Origin of the sequence: Ferriphaselus sp. R-1 (genome assembly GCF_000746095.1) — a bacterium.
In the GTDB taxonomy this organism is placed as follows: domain Bacteria; phylum Pseudomonadota; class Gammaproteobacteria; order Burkholderiales; family Gallionellaceae; genus Ferriphaselus.
In genome coordinates this window covers 21205-38282 of the sequence record NZ_JQKP01000016.1, presented here as the reverse complement: position 1 = coordinate 38282, position 17078 = coordinate 21205, and the positions used below count along the sequence as shown (strand labels likewise).

Genomic DNA, 17078 nt, shown 5'->3' with positions numbered 1-17078 from the left:
TCATGAGCAATCAGGTTTTTCCAACGCTACCGGGGCTGACCTGGAATGTGGTACGCGCCCCCCAGTGGGCGACCCGCATCCAGAAGGCCGTGTCCGGCAAGGAGTTCCGTAGCGCATGGATGTCGGCACCGATCTACACCTTCCGTCTGTCGTATGAGGTGCTGCGTGAAGCGGCAAGCTTCCAGGAAATCCAACAACTGGTCGCGTTCTTCAACAACGTGCGCGGTTCGTTCGACTCGTTCCTGTATTCCGACCCGAACGACAACAGCATCACCGCGCAAAATTTCGGTACCGGCAACGGCGTGCAAACCGCCTTTCAGTTGATGCGCAGCTATGGCGGCAATCTGGAAGCGGTCGGCCAGTTGAACGGCACACCCTCGATCTATCTCAACGGTGCGCTGCAAGCCACAGGTTTTACGGTCGGCAGTACCGGACTGGTGACGTTCACCACGGCACCCGTGGCTGGTAGCGCGCTGACTTGGACCGGCAGTTACTACTACCGCTGTCGTTTCCTGCAGGACACACTGGAATTCAACGAATTCATGAACAGCCTGTGGGAAGCCAAGAAGGTCGAGTTCATCGGCTCCCTCACACCCAACCGTATCTGATATGAAGACTGCCTCTGTCAATCTGCTCGCCATGCTCAATGGCACGGGCAATGTACTGGTCATGGCCGATTGCTACACGCTGACGCTGCTGGGTGGTCAGGTGTTGCGCTATACCGACTTCGATCTGGACCTGATGCTGGGCGGCACACTCTATATAAGTAGCGGCATCAAATTCAAGCGCAGCCGGATACGCTGGATTGCAGGACTGGAAGTCGACACGCTGGACCTGACGCTTTATGCGAATCCGACCGATACGGTGAACGGCGTGCCTTTCCTGCGTCAGGTCAAGGGCGGCATTCTGGATGGCGCGACCATACGCCTCGATCGCGCCTACATGATTATCGGCAGCACGGTAGCAGAAGGCTTGCAGCTATTTTCCGGGCGAGTCGCGGAAGTGCAGACCGGCAGGACGGAAGCGCGCCTCAAAGTCAAAAGCTGGCTCGAACTGCTCAATGTCAAAATGCCGCGCAACCAGTATCAGGCCGGATGCGGCAATACCCTGTTCGATGGCATGTGTGGTTTGTCCAAGGCTGCACTCGCCGTGGCAGGCACGGTCAGCGGCACCTCGACGGCGACATGGTTTCCATCTGCCTTGGCGCAAGCGGCAAGCTGGTTCGATCTGGGCACGGTGACTTTCACTAGTGGCGCGAACAGCGGAATCTCCCGCACCGTGCGTGTTTTTGCGGGTGGAGCCTTTGCCTTCAACCTGCCGTGGCCGAATGTGCCGCAACTGGGTGACTCCTTCACGGCTTACCCCGGCTGCGACAAACAGCTTTCAACCTGCACCAACAAATTTGCCAACGCGCCGAAATTTCGGGGCGAACCGTTTATTCCTATCCCTGAAACCGCGTACTGATTATGACCGAAGCTCAACAACGAACTGCGCTGGTGGAAGCTGCGCGCAGCTGGCTCAACACGCCCTACCACCACAAGGCACGGGTCAAAGGTGCCGGTGTGGATTGCGCGCAACTCCTGATCGGTGTTTACGCAGATGCAGGATTGATCAAGGCATTCGATACCGGTGACTATCCACCGGACTGGATGCTGCACCGTGAGGAAGAACGCTTTCTGGCATGGGTCGAGCGCTATCTGGTGGAAGTGGAATCACCTCTACCGGGGGATGTAGCGATCTGGCGTTTCGGTCGATCGTTCTCGCACGGGGCCATCGTCGTGGCGTGGCCGCAATTCATCCACGCCTATCGGGTGGCCGGATGCGTCTGCCTCGGGCAACTCGATCAGGACATCGACCTGATGCGGCGATCCATCAAGTTTTATAGTTTTTTTCAGGGATAAAAAATGGGCGGTTTGTTTGGCGGTGGCGGCAGTGCTCCCAGTGCGCCAGCCCCGCAACGTCTGTCGGGCGTGCGCATGCAAAGCTCGACCTTCGGGCTGCCCAAGCAGATCGTCTATGGTCGGCATCGCATCACCGGCAACATCCTCTGGTACGGTGATTTCGTGGCTACTGCACAGACCTCGCAGGCCGCCTCCGGTGGCAAGGGCGGCGGTGGTGGCGGTGGAGGAAGCCCGCAAGTGACTGGCTATCAGTACAGCGCATCGGTTGCCATCGGCTTGTGTGAAGGTGCCGTCGGCGGCATCGTCAGCATCTGGGAAGGAAAAAAACAGGTCAATGGCATACAGGGTTCGCCCACGACCAACAACTTCAAAGGGTTGCTCGCAGGTGGTGGTCAGGCCAAGTTCAACGGCGTGCCGGGACAATCACCTTGGGCGTATCTGTCCTCGCGCTATCCGGCACAGGCCTTGAACTATCCGGGGCTGGCCTACATTGCCGCAACCCGTGTGGATCTGGGCACCAATGCGCAATTGCCCAACTATTCCTTCGAGATGCAGGGCATGGCGCAATACTCCGCTGCCATCGTCGATGCAAATCCCCGTGATCTCATTTATGACTTTCTGACCAACGCCAAGCACGGTGCGCTGTTTCCATCGGTGCAGGTCGGCGATACGGCGCAGTTCTCCAATTACTGTGTGGCCAACGGCATCTTCATCAGTGCCGTAGTCGATGCACAAAAATCGGCTGCCGAATGGATATTGCAGTGGCTCAAGTGCTGCAATTCCACCGTGGTCTACTCGGACGGGCTGCTCAAGTTCGTTCCCTATGGCGACGAGGTGGTGACCGGCAATGGCGTGACCTACACACCTGCCATCGCCCCGATTTACGACCTGGACGATGATGCATTTATTGCGGATACCGGCAGCGATCCTGTGACCGTGGTGCGTAAGGCGCAATCGGATACACCCAATTCGATCAAGGTCGAGTTTGCAAACCGGGGCAACTTTTACAACCCGGAACTCGCCGAAGCGCTTGATCAGGCTAATATCGAAGCCTACGGCTTGCGTCCGGCCTCACCCGAGAAACTATCGGAAATCTGCAATACCAGCATTGCGCGGCATGTCGCGCAACTGATCCTGCAGCGCGGCCTGTACATCCGCAACCATTACGAATTCCGCCTGCCGTGGAAATACGCGCTGCTGGAACCGATGGATGTAGTTACGCTCACCGATAGCGCCTTGGGACTGAACCGTGAACCGGTGCGCATCGTGAGCATTGAGGAAGACGAGTTCGGCTTGCTGACCGTGAGTGCCGAAGAGTTGCCGATCGGTGTGGCTGCCGCCGCCCGATACGCGCAACAGGCAGGCAGCGGGTTTGCCGCCAACTACAACGTCGATCCGGGCAATGTTAATGCACCGGTGATCTTTGAAGCGCCGGATCTGCTCACCGCTGGCACAGGACTCGAGGTCTGGATTGCCGCCTCGGGTGGTGCCAGTTGGGGCGGCTGCGAAGTGTGGGTGTCACGCGACAACGCCACCTATCAGAAGGTCGGCGAAATTCATGGTGCGGCGCGTCACGGTGTACTGACGGCGGTTCTTGCAGCTGGCAATGATCCTGACCGAACCAACGCGCTGGCGGTAGATATATCGGTATCCGGTGGACAACTGACCGGCGGCACACAGGCGGATGCCGATGCACTGAATACGCTGTGCTACGTCGATGGCGAACTGATCGCGTACCAGAGAGCTACCCTGACCGGTACCGGCAAATACACGCTTGGTACCTATCTGCGACGCGGAGCCTATGGCACGACCATCGGAGCGCACAACAAGGGTGGACTGTTCGCACGACTGGATCAGGCGATCTTCGGCTACCCGTTCACCGCCGACATGATTGGGTTGCCGCTCTATATCAAACTGCTGTCCTTCAACCAGTTCGGGAGTGCGAGACAGTCGCTCGACATGGTGCAGCCGGTCACCTACAACGTAACCGGCATCGCATTGAAGTCACCGCTGCCGAATGTTGCTGGGCTGTCGAATGCCTACCGGAACGGTCAGACCTTGCTGTCATGGCAGCCGGTGACAGATTTCCGCAGTGTCGATTATGAGGTGCGGCTGGGCGTCAACTGGCAAACCGCGATCGTGCAGGGTCGCACGCCGTTGCATGAGTTTGTTGTGGCGCAATCCGGCACCTATTGGGTGGCAGCACATTTCAGTAATGCCAGTGGCGTCACGGCCTATTCGGCTACAGCGCAATCTATCGCCATCGGTGGCGGCGTGTTGCCCGCAAACATCGTGGCCAGCGTGGACGAAGCAGTAACGGGATGGCGTGGTAGTTGCACCACCCCCGCTTTCCGCGATCCGGTAGAAAATGCCGTGAAGCTTGGTGGTTCAGCCCTATTCTCTGGCATTCCGCTGATCTCTGCGGCCAACACCGTGGAGTATTACGGCGGCATCGCCACCGGTGGCTACTACCAGATCCCGGTTTCACACGAAATCGACATCGGTACCGCACAAGCCTGCAACGTGTCGGTCAGTGTGCAGGCAGCATCCGATACGCCGTTTGGTTCGGTGGCGGCAATCCCGGTGTTCTCTGCACAGGCCAGTGTGGCAGGCAATTTCTCGGGTAAATCGAGTCTGGCTATCGAGATCGATACCGCCCAGAACAACCTCGTCTGGCAAGGCTGGCGACCGTTCGTGCCGGGACAGTATGTCGCGCGCCGATTCCGTTTCAGGGTGAAGCTCGACAGCAACGATCCCTCGGTGTCGACGATTCTGTCTGGCATGAGCTTCACGGTGGACATGCCGGATCGGGTGGATACCGGCACGGCATTGGCCGTACCGGCAGCAGGCAAGGCGATCATGTTTGCCACACCGTTCCAGATCGTACCCAACGTGCAGATCACCATCCTCAACCCGCAGGCAGGTGATGTCATCGCCTTTCCGGCGCAACCAACCACGACCAGCTTCACGGTGCAAATCACCAATGCCGGTGTCGGCGTGGCACGCAACATCAACTGGCTCGCCAAGGGCTACTAACACAAGGATTACCCATGTCTCAAAACTCACTCGTCGTGGCCGATGGCACCGGCGCGCAGGTGCTCGCCGCCATGAACAATGCGCTGGATACACTGCGCACACAGTTTTCTGGTCCGACACCACCCGGTACACCCTTGCCGTATCAGGTCTGGGCAGATACCACTACCGGTGTGCTGAAGGTCCGTGATGTGGCCAATACCGTCTGGATTCCGGTCCAGCCCCTGAGTGGTCTGGGCTACAACGTCACCAAGACGCTGGCGGGCGGCACCTACACGCTGACCGAATTTGAAGCACTGGCCTCCAGCTTCGAATTCAACGGCGCGCTGACCTCAAACCTGGTCATCGTGGTGCCAAACAACATGCCGGTGTTCGCTGTGGAAAATCTAACCACCGGTGCCTTTACGGTGACGATCAAAACCGCAGCCGGTACAGGACAGTCCATCGGTCAGGGCGAAATCTCGATGTTGTATTGCAACGGGGTGAACTGCGAGTTCATCTCGGATACGCAGGGGACTGCACCACAGCGTCCCATTCTCTCCCTGCTGCGCACGACAGCGCAGGCACTGACGGCCAACGTCTGGAACACCGTCGTGTTTCCGATCCCGTCGGTACAGGGTGTGAACGGCGGCATGGTGCAGGATGTAACGACCGGTGGTGCGGTCATTTCGCAAACCGGTTGGTACCGGATCACCGGACAGGCGACTTTTACCGTTAGCCCCGCGCTGCATATGGCGGTCGCCATCATGCTCAATCGTGCTGTGGCGTGGTACGGCGGTGCGGCCACAACCACGGCAGGCTGGTACAGCTCGCCGGTCGTGGATTACATCGCGTACATCGCTGCCGGAACCATTGTCGATCTGGCCGTGATCCCGTGGGGTGCTACGGCCACCCTGCAGGCATGGGGTGCAACCTACGGCCCCGGTGCATCACAACTCAAAGTCGTTCGCATCGCCTAAAGGATTCCCATGAAAAATCTCGATCACAGTGCCGTGCTGCGCATCCATCCGACTGCTGTACCCAACAAGGATTTCTATGTGCGCATCGTCGCCGAAGGTGGGATGCCTGAACTCATTTGGCTCTCACCAGACTTGCCCGAACCGTCTTTGACAGAACTGGAAACTGCCATCGCAGCCGAACAGGCAGCCATCAGGGCAACGGCCTACCTTGGTCAGCGTGCTGCCGAATATCCGGCGCTCACCGATTACATCGATGCGCAGGTCAAAAAAGCATCGAGCGATCCGGAAGTGCAACAGGCCGGTCGTGAACAAGAGGCGGCTTACCTCAACGCCTGCCTGTCCATCAAACAGAAATACCCCAAAGGAGATAAGTCATGAGTCACGAAATCGATGACGGATATATCAAGCCGCACCATCGGCAGAAAGTGGGACGCGAACACTGGCATGTCGGCAAAGAAATCCCACTGGCACTGATCGTAGTGATTATGACCCAGACCGCTGCCGGTATCTGGTGGCTGTCCGGTGTGTCCACCAAGCTGGACAGTCTGTCCAGTCAGGTCAAGGAAATGCGCGACGAGCGCTACACCCGCAACGATGCGATGCGCGATACGGCGCTGGTCAATCAGATGCTGCACGACATGGATCGGCGCGTCACCACACTGGAGGCGAGACACAAATGATCGATAGTCGTGATTTGAACGATCTTTCTCCCGCTGCACGCAAACGTGCGCAAGCCTTCTTCGCTGCATGCGCCGCCGATCCATACTTGCTGAGCAACGGCATCACGGTAATTGCCACGAGCACCTACCGTGATTTCGAGGCACAGGATGCGATCTACGCACGGGGGCGCACCTCACCCGGCAAGGTCGTGACCAAGGCCAAGGCTGGCGACAGCTGGCACAACTGGGGCTGTGCGTTCGATGTGTTGCCACTGCGCTGTGGAAAACCGGTGTGGGGTACGACCGGCACAGACGGTGAGGCGTGGCGCAGATTAGGTGAAATTGGTGAGGCCTGTGGGCTGGAATGGGCTGGTCGCTGGACCACGTTCCGGGAGTTGGCGCATTTCCAGTACACCGCTGGACTAACGCTGGCGGATTTCAAAGCTGGTAAAACGATGATGGCATGAGGAGATGAGCATGGGAGATTTTGATTGGAAAAAAGCGGTGACCACGATCGCACCGAGTCTGGCAACAGCACTGGCACCCGAGCTCGGGTTGGCCGGTGTCGCGATACGGGCAATCGGTCAGGCGTTCGGCATGCAGGATGCGACCGAACAGCAGGTGTCAGAGGCAATTGCAAAAGCGACACCTTCCGATCTGCTGGCAATCAAACAGGCGGATCAACAATTTCAAAAAGACATGGCGAGCATTGGTGTTGATCTGGAAAAAATCGCCGCCGAGGATCGAGCGAATGCCCGCGACCGGGAGATCAAAACTGGCGACAGCTGGACTCCACGCATCCTCGGTGCCGTCGTCGTAATCGGCTACTTGGCTGTGCAGTGGTACATCATGTCACACATCGTGCCGACCGAAATGCGCGAGATAGTACTGCGCTCCATGGGTACGCTGGATATGGCGCTCGGTCTAGTGCTCGGCTACTACTTTGGTTCCAGTGCCGGGAGTGCGCGGAAAGATATGGTGATTGATAAGTTGGCTGATGGGTAGCAGACAGCCATTGGAACTTCATGGTTATGTGATTGATCGAGTGTAGGCATCGACATTAAGGCGGCGAATCAATCTTCTAGCTCCCTGTCGCGCAAGAACTGCGTTGTTGCTTTTCGCTTCGAGAAGCTGCTTCTCCGCCTGATTCGGTGCGGTACTTTTCTAGCTAACTCATCTGCGCTATCCACGACACAGAGGGTTGTCACGACACAGAGGGCTAGCTTAAAAAAACGGCTATTGAGACAATCAAAAATTTAAAGACAATTCTCGTACTGCTATGCCTTCTCATTCCTCGCGCATTCCAAAACTACCGCAGCCTTTCGATCGTAAAATTTACAAAACTGGACAGACTCGCGGTGCGGATGAGGATGAGATATATCAAAACCCTGTATCAAGGACGAGTACTGTCCTCATTCCGTATTCATTCTGGTCAAGGTGCCGCCAAGAATACGAAAGCGGCCATATTGTTCTTATAGCTGGTATGTGCGAGCAATAATTTGGCAAACGGCGTACCCGAACCAAATAGCACGGCAGCGAGCAGCGCTTAGTAGATGCCTGTTTGCATACATGGACGCCCACTTTTTGCCAAGCTTTCAATCGATGATTTTAAGAAGGTAAAGATTGCAGCCATACATCCGGATTTTGTGTGAAGCGCAATGCTTCTATCCCTGATGGAATCCGCTGACCAGTGCTCCCATCACAAAAGCGATCTTTGAGGATCGGTGTAAACGCCGGAGTTATTTGGTCACGGTCTAACCTGTCTTGCCATCACGTCATAATTGCCTGTGCAATCGGTGGTATTGCTCCTTCAACTCGTTAAAATTAATTTTACTCAATCGCCCTGATTACATTCCGGCAACAACGGCTGCCGGTGCCCCTTTCTATTGGTGTGGTCTTAAGCAACCACCACTTTGGCACTTCGATGCCGTTTTAGAAAGTGGGCGTCCATTCCATTACAAAAGTACTTGAAGTCTCACGTTTCATCATACGAGTACCGGACGGTCATTTTCAACAATAGGAGAGCGAAAGTTCAGCAACCTCAGTGCGTTAATGACCACGACGAAGGTCGAGCCTTCGTGGAGCAACACCGCCAGGCCGATGCCGGCCCAGCCAAATAATGTAGCGGGAATCAGCAGTACCACTACGCCCAGCGATATCCACAGGTTCTGGCGGATTACACGTCTTGATGCGCGACTCAAAGCCACAGCAAACGGCAGTTTGGATAGATCGTCCGCCATCAACGCCACATCGGCAGTTTCCAGTGCCACATCGGTACCCGCGCCGCCCATGGCGATGCCGACTGTGGCGTGCGCCATGGCCGGGGCATCGTTGACGCCGTCGCCAACCATGGCCACCAGGCCGTAGCGCTGTGCGAGTGCCCCCATGGCTTTGACCTTGTCTTCCGGCAACAGGCCCGCTTTCACTTCGTTCAGGCCAACTGCGTCGGCGATGGCGCGGCCCACACGTTCGTTGTCGCCGGTGAGCATGATGGTCTTGGTAATGCCGAGTTGGTGCAGTCGTTCGAGTACCTGCCTAACACCTTCGCGCGGGGTATCAGCCAAGGCCAGGATACCCAGGAACTGCCCGTCCGCCTGGATCAGCATGGTGGTTTTGCCTTCTGCCTCCAGGCGCATCGCCTGCTGCTGAATCCCGTCTGGGATAGGCTTGCCGTCAAATAACTTGGCGTTACCGATGGCTACTTTTTGCCCATCAAATTCGGCGCGCAATCCTTTTCCGGTAACGGCTTCGACTTCCCCGGCTTCACTCCAGATTAAACCGCGCCCCTTCGCCTCCGCCACAACCGCCTGCGCCAGGGGATGGGCGCTGCGGCTTTCCACGGCGGCGGCAATGGTCAGCAGGCTTTCCTCGTTTCCGCTGATGGCGACGACATCGGTCACCCTGGGCTTGCCTATGGTCAAGGTGCCGGTCTTGTCGAAGGCGATGGCCGTCAGCACACCGAGATTTTCCAGGTGCGCGCCGCCCTTGATCAGCACGCCGCCGCGCGCGGCGCGGGCGATGCCGGACAGCACCGCCGACGGGGTGGCGATGGCCAGCGCGCAGGGGGAGGCCGCCACCAGCACCGCCAGCGCGCGGTAAAAGGATTCGGCAAAGGGGAAACCAAACAGCGGCGGCAGCGCGATGAGCAGCGCGGCGCCTGCCAGCACGATGGGTACGAAAATGCACTCGAAGCGGTCGGTGAATCTCTGTGTGGGGGATTTCTGTGTCTGCGCCTCGGCCACCATCTCCACCATGCGCGCCATGGTGCTCTCCCGCGCCAGCTTGGTCACCTCGATCACCAGCGCGCCCTCGCCGTTGACCGTGGCGGCGAACACCTTGTCGCCCGGCTGCTTGTCCACCGGCATGGATTCTCCGGTGACCGGCGACTGGCCCACCGCCGAATTGCCCGACGCCACCTGGCCGTCGGCGGGAATGCGCTGGCCGGGCTTGACGATCACGCGGTCGCCGCGCTGCAAATCTTCCACCCGCACCTCGATCTCCACGCCGTCGCGTTGCACGACGGCGGTCTTGGGCGCCAGTTCCGCCAGCGCTTCGATGGCCTTGCGCGCGCGATCCATGGCCATGTGCTCCAGCGCATGCCCCAGGCTGAACAGGAACAGCAGCAGCGCGCCTTCTTCCCACGCTCCAAGCGCCGCCGCCCCTGCCGCCGCGACGATCATCAGGGTGTCGATGTCGAAGCGGCGGCTCTTCACACTCTGCCAGGCGTCGCGCAGGGTATAGAAGCCGCCCGCCGCGTAGGCGCCCAGCAACAGGCCAAGCGATAGATTGCGCGGCGCGCCGGCGAGACCCGCCAGCCAGCCAGCCAGCAACAGCAAGCCGGCAACGCCGCTGAAAATAAGCTCGCGATGCTCGGCGAACCATCCGGCCTCGCGGCCCTCCTCCAGCACGGCATAGCCCAGCGCCTGGATGCGCCGGAGGATCGCCGGGCGCCCGATTTTCTCGCTGTCATACTCCAGGCGCAGGCGTTCGGCGGCGTAGCTCACCGAAGCTTCCAGCACGCCGTCCGTGCGTTGCAGGGCATGCTCGATCACGGTGGCGCAGGTGGGGCAGTCCATGCCGTCGATACGCAGGCTCTCGTGACGATAGTGGTTGCCGAGCTTGGCCCCGGCCGCCTGCGCCAGTTCGCGCACCCGGCTCACGCTGAACAGCTGCGGATCGTAATGCAGGCACAGGCGCGCGCCGCCGTCTTCGCGGACCAGGTGCACCTTTTCCAAGCCTTCGGCCTGCAGCAATCTAGTCAGCCGCCCTGCGCAGGCGTCGCGCTCGTCGGGGACATCCGGCAGGATCAGCGACAGGTCAAGCGTGAGTTTTTCGGGCATGATGCTGCTCCTTATATCGTTGATTTAATGATGACAAAAGTTGCCCCTGCCAATTGACGATATCCGCTTACTCAGGATGGTCTTGGTTGGCATTTGTTTCGCTAAGCCGCTTCCAGCCGGGTAGGTGGTGAAGCGCGAGGGTTGCAAAAATCAGCCCTCCCGTGACGATCGCCAACACGTACATCCCGAAAGCGCTGGCCATGCCCACCGCCGCTGTGGCCCAGAGCGTTGCGGCGGTCGTTAGCCCCACCACGCCCCCCTTACCCTGGAAAATGACGCCCGCGCCGATAAAGCCTATGCCGGTGACGACTTGCGCTGCGATACGGGTTGAATCATTGGCCACGTGGACAGAGACCAAACTAAATGCGCAAGCCCCTATTGCGATCCCCATATAAGTTCGAATGCCCGCATCGCTCGCATGGAGCTCCCTTTCCCAGCCGATCAGGCCCCCTATCAGCGCAGCGAGAATCATGCGCGACGCATAAAGAAGTTCAGTTCCGATATCCATTTTTTTCGTTCATCTCCTCTTGCCTATACAACGGCCACAAGGGCCAGCGCTGCGCCATACCCTGCCAAAAAACTTGTGGCCAAGGCACGCGGCTCACTGCCCTTGCCCAAACCGGCAAGCAGCGGGCGGGCAGCCACATATCGTCACACCACGGTGTTTCTGGCAACTGCCACGCCTTGGAACCGATTGATTACAGCGGGTATGTGCTGCGTTACTGCTGGGGTTTGCCGCACTGGCTGCAAAACCTGGTGCCCGCCGCCAGCTCCGCGCCACAGCCGGAACATTTACCAGCCGACAGGGAAGTGCCGCATTTCTGGCAGAAGCGCGCATCGCTCGCATTGGCGCTGCCGCACTTGGGGCAGGGATTGCCGGGATTGCCGCCGCCTGGGCCCGTGCCCTGCGGATAGCCTGGATTACCACCGTAGCCGCCATGTTTGGAACCGCCGTGATGACCGCCTTGATAGCCGCCGTGGTGGCCTCCGAATCTGCCGCCCATCAAATTACCCAGCATCCGTTCAAAGAATCCCATGATTTACTCCTTTACTGTTCGATCTTAAAATTGGCTTGACCAGACATCCCTAGCCTGTCGGCCGGGGGCGTTCCGGTCAGGCTTGATTTGCCTGTAGCCTGCTGCTTGCGTCAACGCCAGCGTCTTCCTCTTCTTCTTTACGGTGTGCCAGCCGATACAGGATCGGCAGAACCAGCAGGGTCAGTGCGGTTGATGACAAGATGCCACCGATGACAACGGTGGCCAGCGGGCGCTGCACCTCCGCGCCGGTGCCGGTGGCGATTGCCATCGGAATGAAGCCGAGCGATGCGACGAGAGCGGTCATCAGCACCGGGCGCAGCCGTGTCAGCGCGCCTTCGTGAATCGCCGTATCCAGCGACTTGCCTTCCTCGCGCAGGGTACGGATGAAGGCGATCATTACCAAGCCGTTGAGTACCGCTACGCCCGACAACGCGATAAAGCCGACCCCCGCCGAAATGGAAAGCGGGATATCGCGCAGCCAGAGCGCCAGGATACCGCCGGTCAGCGCAAACGGTACGCCGGTGAACACCAGCAGCCCGTCCTTCACGTTGTTGAACATCGCGAACAGCAGCATGAACACCAGCAACAGCGCTACCGGAACCACGATCTGCAGACGCTTTGCCGCCGACTGTAACTGCTCGAAGGTACCACCCCAGGTGGTCCAGTAGCCGGCTGGCACCTTGACCGCCTGCTGAATCTTCTGTTCAGCCTCGGCGACAAAAGACCCGATATCCCGTCCGCGCACGTTGGCCGTCACCACCACCCGCCGCTTGCCGTTCTCGCGGCTGATCTGGTTCGGGCCCGGCGCGACTTCGAAGGTCGCCACGTCGCCCAGTTGCAGATAGGAGCGGCGTGTTTGGCCGCCCGCTTCGTCCATGGGCAAATTGATGGGCAGTTGTTTCATCGCCTCCATGTCGCTGCGCAGCCGCTCGGGCAAACGGACGATGATGTTGAAGCGTCGGTCGCCTTGAAACAACACCCCGGCTTCCCTGCCGCCCACTGCTATTGCGATCGCTTCCTGCACGTCTCCGACATTCACGCCCAGGCGCGCGATCTTCTCCCGGTCAATGTGGATGGTCAGCATCGGTAAGCCGGTGGTTTGTTCGACCTTGACGGCGGTCGCACCGGGCACTTTCTCCAGCACTTCCGCAATCTCCCCGGCGGTGCGGTTCATCGTGTCCATGTCGTCGCCGAACACCTTGACCGCCACGTCGCTGCGCACGCCGGAAAGCAGCTCGTTGAAGCGCATCTGGATCGGCTGGGTAAATTCGTAATTGTTGCCGGGCACCTTGGTCACCGCTTCCTGCATGGCATTGACCAGATCGGCCTTGCTGCGCTTCGGATCGGGCCATTCCGATTGCGGCTTCAGCATGACGAAATTGTCGGCGGCGTTGGGCGGCATCGGGTCGGTCGCGATCTCCGCCGTGCCTAGCTTGGCGAAAATCCGGTCGACCTCCGGAAACTGCTTGATGGTTCGCTCCAGCTCGGTTTGCATCTCAAGAGCCTGCGTCAGACTGGTGCCAGGAATGCGTAAAGCTTGGAGCGCGATATCGCCTTCGTTGAGGCTGGGCACGAATTCGCTGCCCATGCGGGTCGCCAGCAACGCGGAGAGTATGACGGCGACAGCCGCGATCGTCAGAACGATGGGCTTGTTGAGCATGACCCGGTTGAGCATGGGCGCGTAGCCGCGCTTGGCCCATTCCATCAATCGGCTTTCCTTTTCGCTGACCTTGTCGCCAATCAACAGCGCCACGGCGGCGGGGATGAAAGAAACCGACAGGATCATGGCGCCCAGCAAGGCGGTCACCACGGTGAAGGCCATCGGATGGAACATCTTGCCCTCCACGCCGGTGAGCGCGAAGATCGGCAAGTACACCACCATGATGATGAGCTGGCCATACAGCAGCGGCCGGCGCGCTTCCCTGGCGGCCGCGAACACTTCGTGAAAGCGCTCGTTGCGGGTCAAGGCCCGGCCTGCTTTGGATTGCGCATGGGCCAACCGCCGCACGCAGTTCTCCACGATCACTACGGCGCCGTCGATGATGATGCCGAAGTCCAGCGCCCCCAGGCTCATCAGGTTGGCGCTGACCTTGTTGCTGACCATGCCGGTGAATGTGAACAGCATCGCCAGTGGAATGACCAGGGCGGTGATGATCGCCGCCCGGATATTGCCGAGAAACAGGAACAGGATCGCGACCACCAGCAGGGCGCCCTCGACCAGATTCTTCTTGACGGTATTGATCGCCTTGTCCACCAGGATCGTGCGGTCATAGACCGTCTGGGCCACCACGCCTTGCGGCAACGTGCGGTTAATCTCTTCCAGGCGCTTGGCGACGGCCTGGGAGACCGTGCGGCTGTTTTCGCCGATCAGCATGAACACCGTGCCGAGCACCACTTCGCGGCCGTTCTCGGTCGCGGCGCCGGTGCGCAATTCCTTGCCGATGCCGACTTCGGCCACGTCCCGGATGCGGATCGGGACGCCCTGCCGGCTGCCGACGATGATGTTGCCGATGTCTTCGATAGTGGCGACCTGGCCCGGCGCGCGGATCAGATACTGCTCGCCGCGCTTTTCGATGTATCCGGCGCCGACGTTGGCATTGTTGCGCTCGATCGCGGCAACCATATCCTGCAAGGTCAGGCCGTGGGCCACCAGTTTGTCGGGCAGGGGCGCGACCTGGAACTCCTTGGCGTAGCCGCCGATGGTGTTGATCTCGGTCACGCCGGGCACGTTGCGCAATTGCGGCTTGATGATCCAGTCCTGGATCTCGCGCAGGTCGGTGGGGGTGTAGGGCGTGCCGTCGGCCTTCTTCGCGCCTTCCCCGGCCTCGACCGTCCACATGAAAATCTCCCCCAGGCCGGTGGAGATAGGCCCCATGCCGGGCTCGACGCCCGCCGGCAGTTTGCCCTTGGCCTGCTGGATGCGCTCGTTGACGAGCTGGCGCGCGAAGTAGATGTCGGTGCCGTCCTTGAAGATCACCGTCACCTGCGACAGGCCGTAGCGCGACAGCGACCGGGTCTGTTGCAGTCCGGGCAGGCCGGCCATGACGGTTTCGATGGGGAAGGTAATGCGCTGCTCGGATTCGAGCGGCGAATAACCGGGCGCAGCCGTGTTGATCTGCACCTGCACGTTGGTGATGTCGGGCACGGCATCGATCGGCAGCTGCTGGTAGCTGAAAACGCCCAGCGCTGCCATGCCGAGTGTTATCAGCAGCACCAGCCAGCGCTGATCGATGGAAAAACGTATTATTTTTTCGAACATGGTGTGACCTTTTTTCTAGAGGGCAGCGTCGCCGCGTTCGCCGGAGCGGATGCGCAGCACGTCTGCAAGTTCGGAAACCGCAATCAACCCGTCGCCAGCATGGCCCTTATGGGCGGCGGCGCGAATGGCTTCCACCACCTTGGGGGCCAGCTCGTCCGGGCAGAACATCATCAGGAGCAGCCGGTCGTGGGCGTCCGGGTTCCACTCGGTGGCGGCGAAGACATGGTGCGGGCCTCGTCCGCGCGGGTGACCGCGCGCCGGAAAAATCGTGAATCCGGGCAGATGCTCCAGACTATGCAGGGCTTGTTCGATGCTTTCCAGACGGTGCGGCTGCACAATGGCGATAATCTGTTTCATGGTGGTCTCCTAGTGGTCGTGGCTGGCGCCGGATTTGCCCAAGTCGGCCTTGATGAGGAAGCTGTTCTTTGCGGCGTAGCGTTCGCCCGCGCTCAACCCCTTGATGACTTCGGTGAATTTGCCATCGCTGCGCCCCAGTTCCACGGGCCGCGCTTCGAAGTTGGCGCCGTAGCGGCCGAACACGACGGTCCAGTCGCGCACGGTCTGGATCGCCTCCGCAGAGACCGCCACCGGCACTTCGACTTCGCCGGCCACCAGCTCGATGTTGACCGGCAGACCGGGGCGCCAGATGCCCTTCGGGTTGGGCAGCACGATGCGCGCTTTTGCGGTTCGGGTCTGCTCGCCCACCAGCGCACCGACATAGGACACGGTGCCGCTGCTTTGGGACTCGAACGCGGCCGCCTTGACGGTGGCCTTCTGTCCCACTTTTACGGTGTTCAAGTCCTTGGCGTAGATGGTCGCCTCCGCCCACACCGTGGACAAATCGGCGATGAAGAAGATGTTCGCATCCTCCTTCACGGATTCACCCAACGAGAGGTGCTTCTCGACGATTATGCCGTCGATGGGAGCGCGAATTTCGTAGCGCGTGAGGTTGCCGCCCGCCTGCTGCCCGCCGCCGAGCGAGGTAAGTTTTTGTTGCGCGTTCTGGACGGCGATTTCCACTTCCTGCATGGCGTTGCGCGCTTGCAGGTAATCCTGTTCGGCGGAGATCTTGTCTTCCCATAGCTTCTTCTCGCGCTCGAAGGTGGTGCGCGCCAGCGCCAGGCGCTTTTGCGCGGCCAGCAGTTCGCTGCGCTGGTCGGCCAGCGCCTGGCTGGAGATCACCGCGAGCACCTGGCCCTTGCGCACCCGGTCGCCGGCGTTGGCGGCCGTCGATTCGACAACGCCCGTCAAGCGCGGCACGACGTGCACCAGGCGATCCTCGTTGAAGCGGATTTCGCCGATCAGTTGCAAGGCGCTCTTGATGCGCGCCGGCCCGGCAGTCAGCACCTCGACGTTGTTTTGCTTAAGCTGCTGATCGGTCATGCTCACGCGCGCCTCGACCTGCTCGTAGGCGAAACGATAAGGCTTGTTGCCGTACTGCGCGGCGATCGTCACCTTGAAGGAATGCGGCTCTTCAACCGCCGCGTCGCCCTTGAGGTAGTCCTTTTCCTTAACGAACGTGAATGCCTGCGGCGGACGACCGAGGCGGTCGAGCGCGATGCTGACCTGGCTTGCCGCAGGGTCGAGAGGCTTGCCGTCCTGGTAGGTGTAAATGCGAAACTCCGGTTCCACGCCTTGTTCGAAGATGGCTACTTCCGTCCCGTAACCATCCTGCGTGAACAGCTTTCCACCGTGCGGGCCTTTCTGCGGTGCGGCCGCCGCGTTGTCATGGCTGGCCGTTTCCGCAGGGCTGCCATGCGTTTCTCCCTCGCCCTCCGGCTGTGGCTTGTTCGTGCCGAGAATCAACCAGGCGAGCACAACGCCGGCCGCCAGGACGCCGGCAATGGAAAGAGTTTGCTTCTTGTTCAGATTGAATTTCATGTTGGGCTC

The 17078-nt window shown here is 59.8% G+C and carries 15 protein-coding genes; 9 read left to right on the top strand and 6 right to left on the bottom strand.

All coding sequences use genetic code 11. The annotated features are described in order from the left end of the window. Positions 1-2 precede the first annotated feature (2 nt). From DM08_RS09775 to DM08_RS09735, 9 genes are read left to right on the top strand one after another with little or no spacing between them, the layout of a single operon-like run. Positions 3-608: a DUF2460 domain-containing protein gene (locus DM08_RS09775; protein WP_035384482.1), complete on the top strand. Its 606-nt coding sequence runs from the start codon at positions 3-5 to the stop codon at positions 606-608. 1 nt (position 609) lies between these two features. After that, positions 610-1464, top strand: coding sequence for a DUF2163 domain-containing protein (locus DM08_RS09770; protein WP_035384481.1), 855 nt, complete (start codon positions 610-612; stop codon positions 1462-1464). A gap of 2 nt (positions 1465-1466) precedes the next feature. Next, positions 1467-1901: a C40 family peptidase gene (locus DM08_RS09765; RefSeq protein ID WP_035384480.1), complete on the top strand. Its 435-nt coding sequence runs from the start codon at positions 1467-1469 to the stop codon at positions 1899-1901. A 3-nt stretch (positions 1902-1904) separates the two neighbouring features. Continuing rightward, positions 1905-4937: a phage tail protein gene (locus tag DM08_RS09760; RefSeq protein ID WP_051938090.1), complete on the top strand. Its 3033-nt coding sequence runs from the start codon at positions 1905-1907 to the stop codon at positions 4935-4937. Positions 4938-4951: 14 nt separating this feature from the next. Beyond that, on the top strand, positions 4952-5893 hold the full coding sequence (locus DM08_RS09755; protein WP_035384479.1) for a hypothetical protein: 942 nt from the start codon (positions 4952-4954) through the stop codon (positions 5891-5893). Between the two features lie 9 nt (positions 5894-5902). After that, positions 5903-6271 carry a hypothetical protein gene (locus DM08_RS09750; protein ID WP_035384478.1) on the top strand — a complete coding sequence of 123 codons (369 nt, stop codon included), beginning with the start codon at positions 5903-5905 and terminating at the stop codon, positions 6269-6271. Beyond that, positions 6268-6573: a hypothetical protein gene (locus DM08_RS09745; protein ID WP_035384477.1), complete on the top strand. Its 306-nt coding sequence runs from the start codon at positions 6268-6270 to the stop codon at positions 6571-6573. The genes DM08_RS09750 and DM08_RS09745 overlap by 4 nt, the downstream gene beginning before the upstream one ends. After that, positions 6570-7019, top strand: coding sequence for a M15 family metallopeptidase (locus tag DM08_RS09740; RefSeq protein ID WP_051938088.1), 450 nt, complete (start codon positions 6570-6572; stop codon positions 7017-7019). The genes DM08_RS09745 and DM08_RS09740 overlap by 4 nt, the downstream gene beginning before the upstream one ends. Positions 7020-7029: 10 nt before the next feature. Next, positions 7030-7557: a hypothetical protein gene (locus DM08_RS09735; protein ID WP_051938086.1), complete on the top strand. Its 528-nt coding sequence runs from the start codon at positions 7030-7032 to the stop codon at positions 7555-7557. Between the two features lie 980 nt (positions 7558-8537). Here DM08_RS09735 and DM08_RS09730 read toward each other — a convergent pair. The 6 genes from DM08_RS09730 to DM08_RS09705 form a co-directional block, all read right to left on the bottom strand. After that, positions 8538-10892, bottom strand: a complete 2355-nt coding sequence (locus tag DM08_RS09730; RefSeq protein WP_035384476.1) for a heavy metal translocating P-type ATPase — start codon at positions 10890-10892, stop codon at positions 8538-8540. A gap of 67 nt (positions 10893-10959) precedes the next feature. Further along, entirely contained in the window at positions 10960-11400 is a 441-nt protein-coding gene (locus tag DM08_RS09725) for an MgtC/SapB family protein (RefSeq protein WP_013292904.1), read from the bottom strand. Positions 11401-11611: 211 nt separating this feature from the next. Further along, positions 11612-11929: a zinc ribbon domain-containing protein gene (locus tag DM08_RS09720; RefSeq protein ID WP_013292903.1), complete on the bottom strand. Its 318-nt coding sequence runs from the start codon at positions 11927-11929 to the stop codon at positions 11612-11614. 76 nt (positions 11930-12005) lie between these two features. Next, entirely contained in the window at positions 12006-15188 is a 3183-nt protein-coding gene (locus DM08_RS09715) for an efflux RND transporter permease subunit (RefSeq protein WP_035384474.1), read from the bottom strand. A gap of 15 nt (positions 15189-15203) precedes the next feature. Next, the gene (locus tag DM08_RS09710; protein WP_035384473.1) at positions 15204-15545 is read right to left on the bottom strand and encodes a P-II family nitrogen regulator; all 342 of its coding nucleotides are present in this window, start codon (positions 15543-15545) and stop codon (positions 15204-15206) included. A gap of 9 nt (positions 15546-15554) precedes the next feature. Continuing rightward, on the bottom strand, positions 15555-17069 hold the full coding sequence (locus DM08_RS09705) for an efflux RND transporter periplasmic adaptor subunit (protein ID WP_035384472.1): 1515 nt from the start codon (positions 17067-17069) through the stop codon (positions 15555-15557). Positions 17070-17078: the final 9 nt, after the last annotated feature.

Bases quoted from the DNA above. Each gene is read 5' to 3' on its own strand.
- DM08_RS09775 (WP_035384482.1), top strand. From the start codon at position 3: ATGAGCAATCAGGTTTTTCCAACGCTACCGGGGCTGACCTGGAATGTG.
- DM08_RS09770 (WP_035384481.1), top strand. From the start codon at position 610: ATGAAGACTGCCTCTGTCAATCTGCTCGCCATGCTCAATGGCACGGGC.
- DM08_RS09765 (WP_035384480.1), top strand. From the start codon at position 1,467: ATGACCGAAGCTCAACAACGAACTGCGCTGGTGGAAGCTGCGCGCAGC.
- DM08_RS09760 (WP_051938090.1), top strand. From the start codon at position 1,905: ATGGGCGGTTTGTTTGGCGGTGGCGGCAGTGCTCCCAGTGCGCCAGCC.
- DM08_RS09755 (WP_035384479.1), top strand. From the start codon at position 4,952: ATGTCTCAAAACTCACTCGTCGTGGCCGATGGCACCGGCGCGCAGGTG.
- DM08_RS09750 (WP_035384478.1), top strand. From the start codon at position 5,903: ATGAAAAATCTCGATCACAGTGCCGTGCTGCGCATCCATCCGACTGCT.
- DM08_RS09745 (WP_035384477.1), top strand. From the start codon at position 6,268: ATGAGTCACGAAATCGATGACGGATATATCAAGCCGCACCATCGGCAG.
- DM08_RS09740 (WP_051938088.1), top strand. From the start codon at position 6,570: ATGATCGATAGTCGTGATTTGAACGATCTTTCTCCCGCTGCACGCAAA.
- DM08_RS09735 (WP_051938086.1), top strand. From the start codon at position 7,030: ATGGGAGATTTTGATTGGAAAAAAGCGGTGACCACGATCGCACCGAGT.
- DM08_RS09730 (WP_035384476.1), bottom strand. From the start codon at position 10,892: ATGCCCGAAAAACTCACGCTTGACCTGTCGCTGATCCTGCCGGATGTC.
- DM08_RS09725 (WP_013292904.1), bottom strand. From the start codon at position 11,400: ATGGATATCGGAACTGAACTTCTTTATGCGTCGCGCATGATTCTCGCT.
- DM08_RS09720 (WP_013292903.1), bottom strand. From the start codon at position 11,929: ATGGGATTCTTTGAACGGATGCTGGGTAATTTGATGGGCGGCAGATTC.
- DM08_RS09715 (WP_035384474.1), bottom strand. From the start codon at position 15,188: ATGTTCGAAAAAATAATACGTTTTTCCATCGATCAGCGCTGGCTGGTG.
- DM08_RS09710 (WP_035384473.1), bottom strand. From the start codon at position 15,545: ATGAAACAGATTATCGCCATTGTGCAGCCGCACCGTCTGGAAAGCATC.
- DM08_RS09705 (WP_035384472.1), bottom strand. From the start codon at position 17,069: ATGAAATTCAATCTGAACAAGAAGCAAACTCTTTCCATTGCCGGCGTC.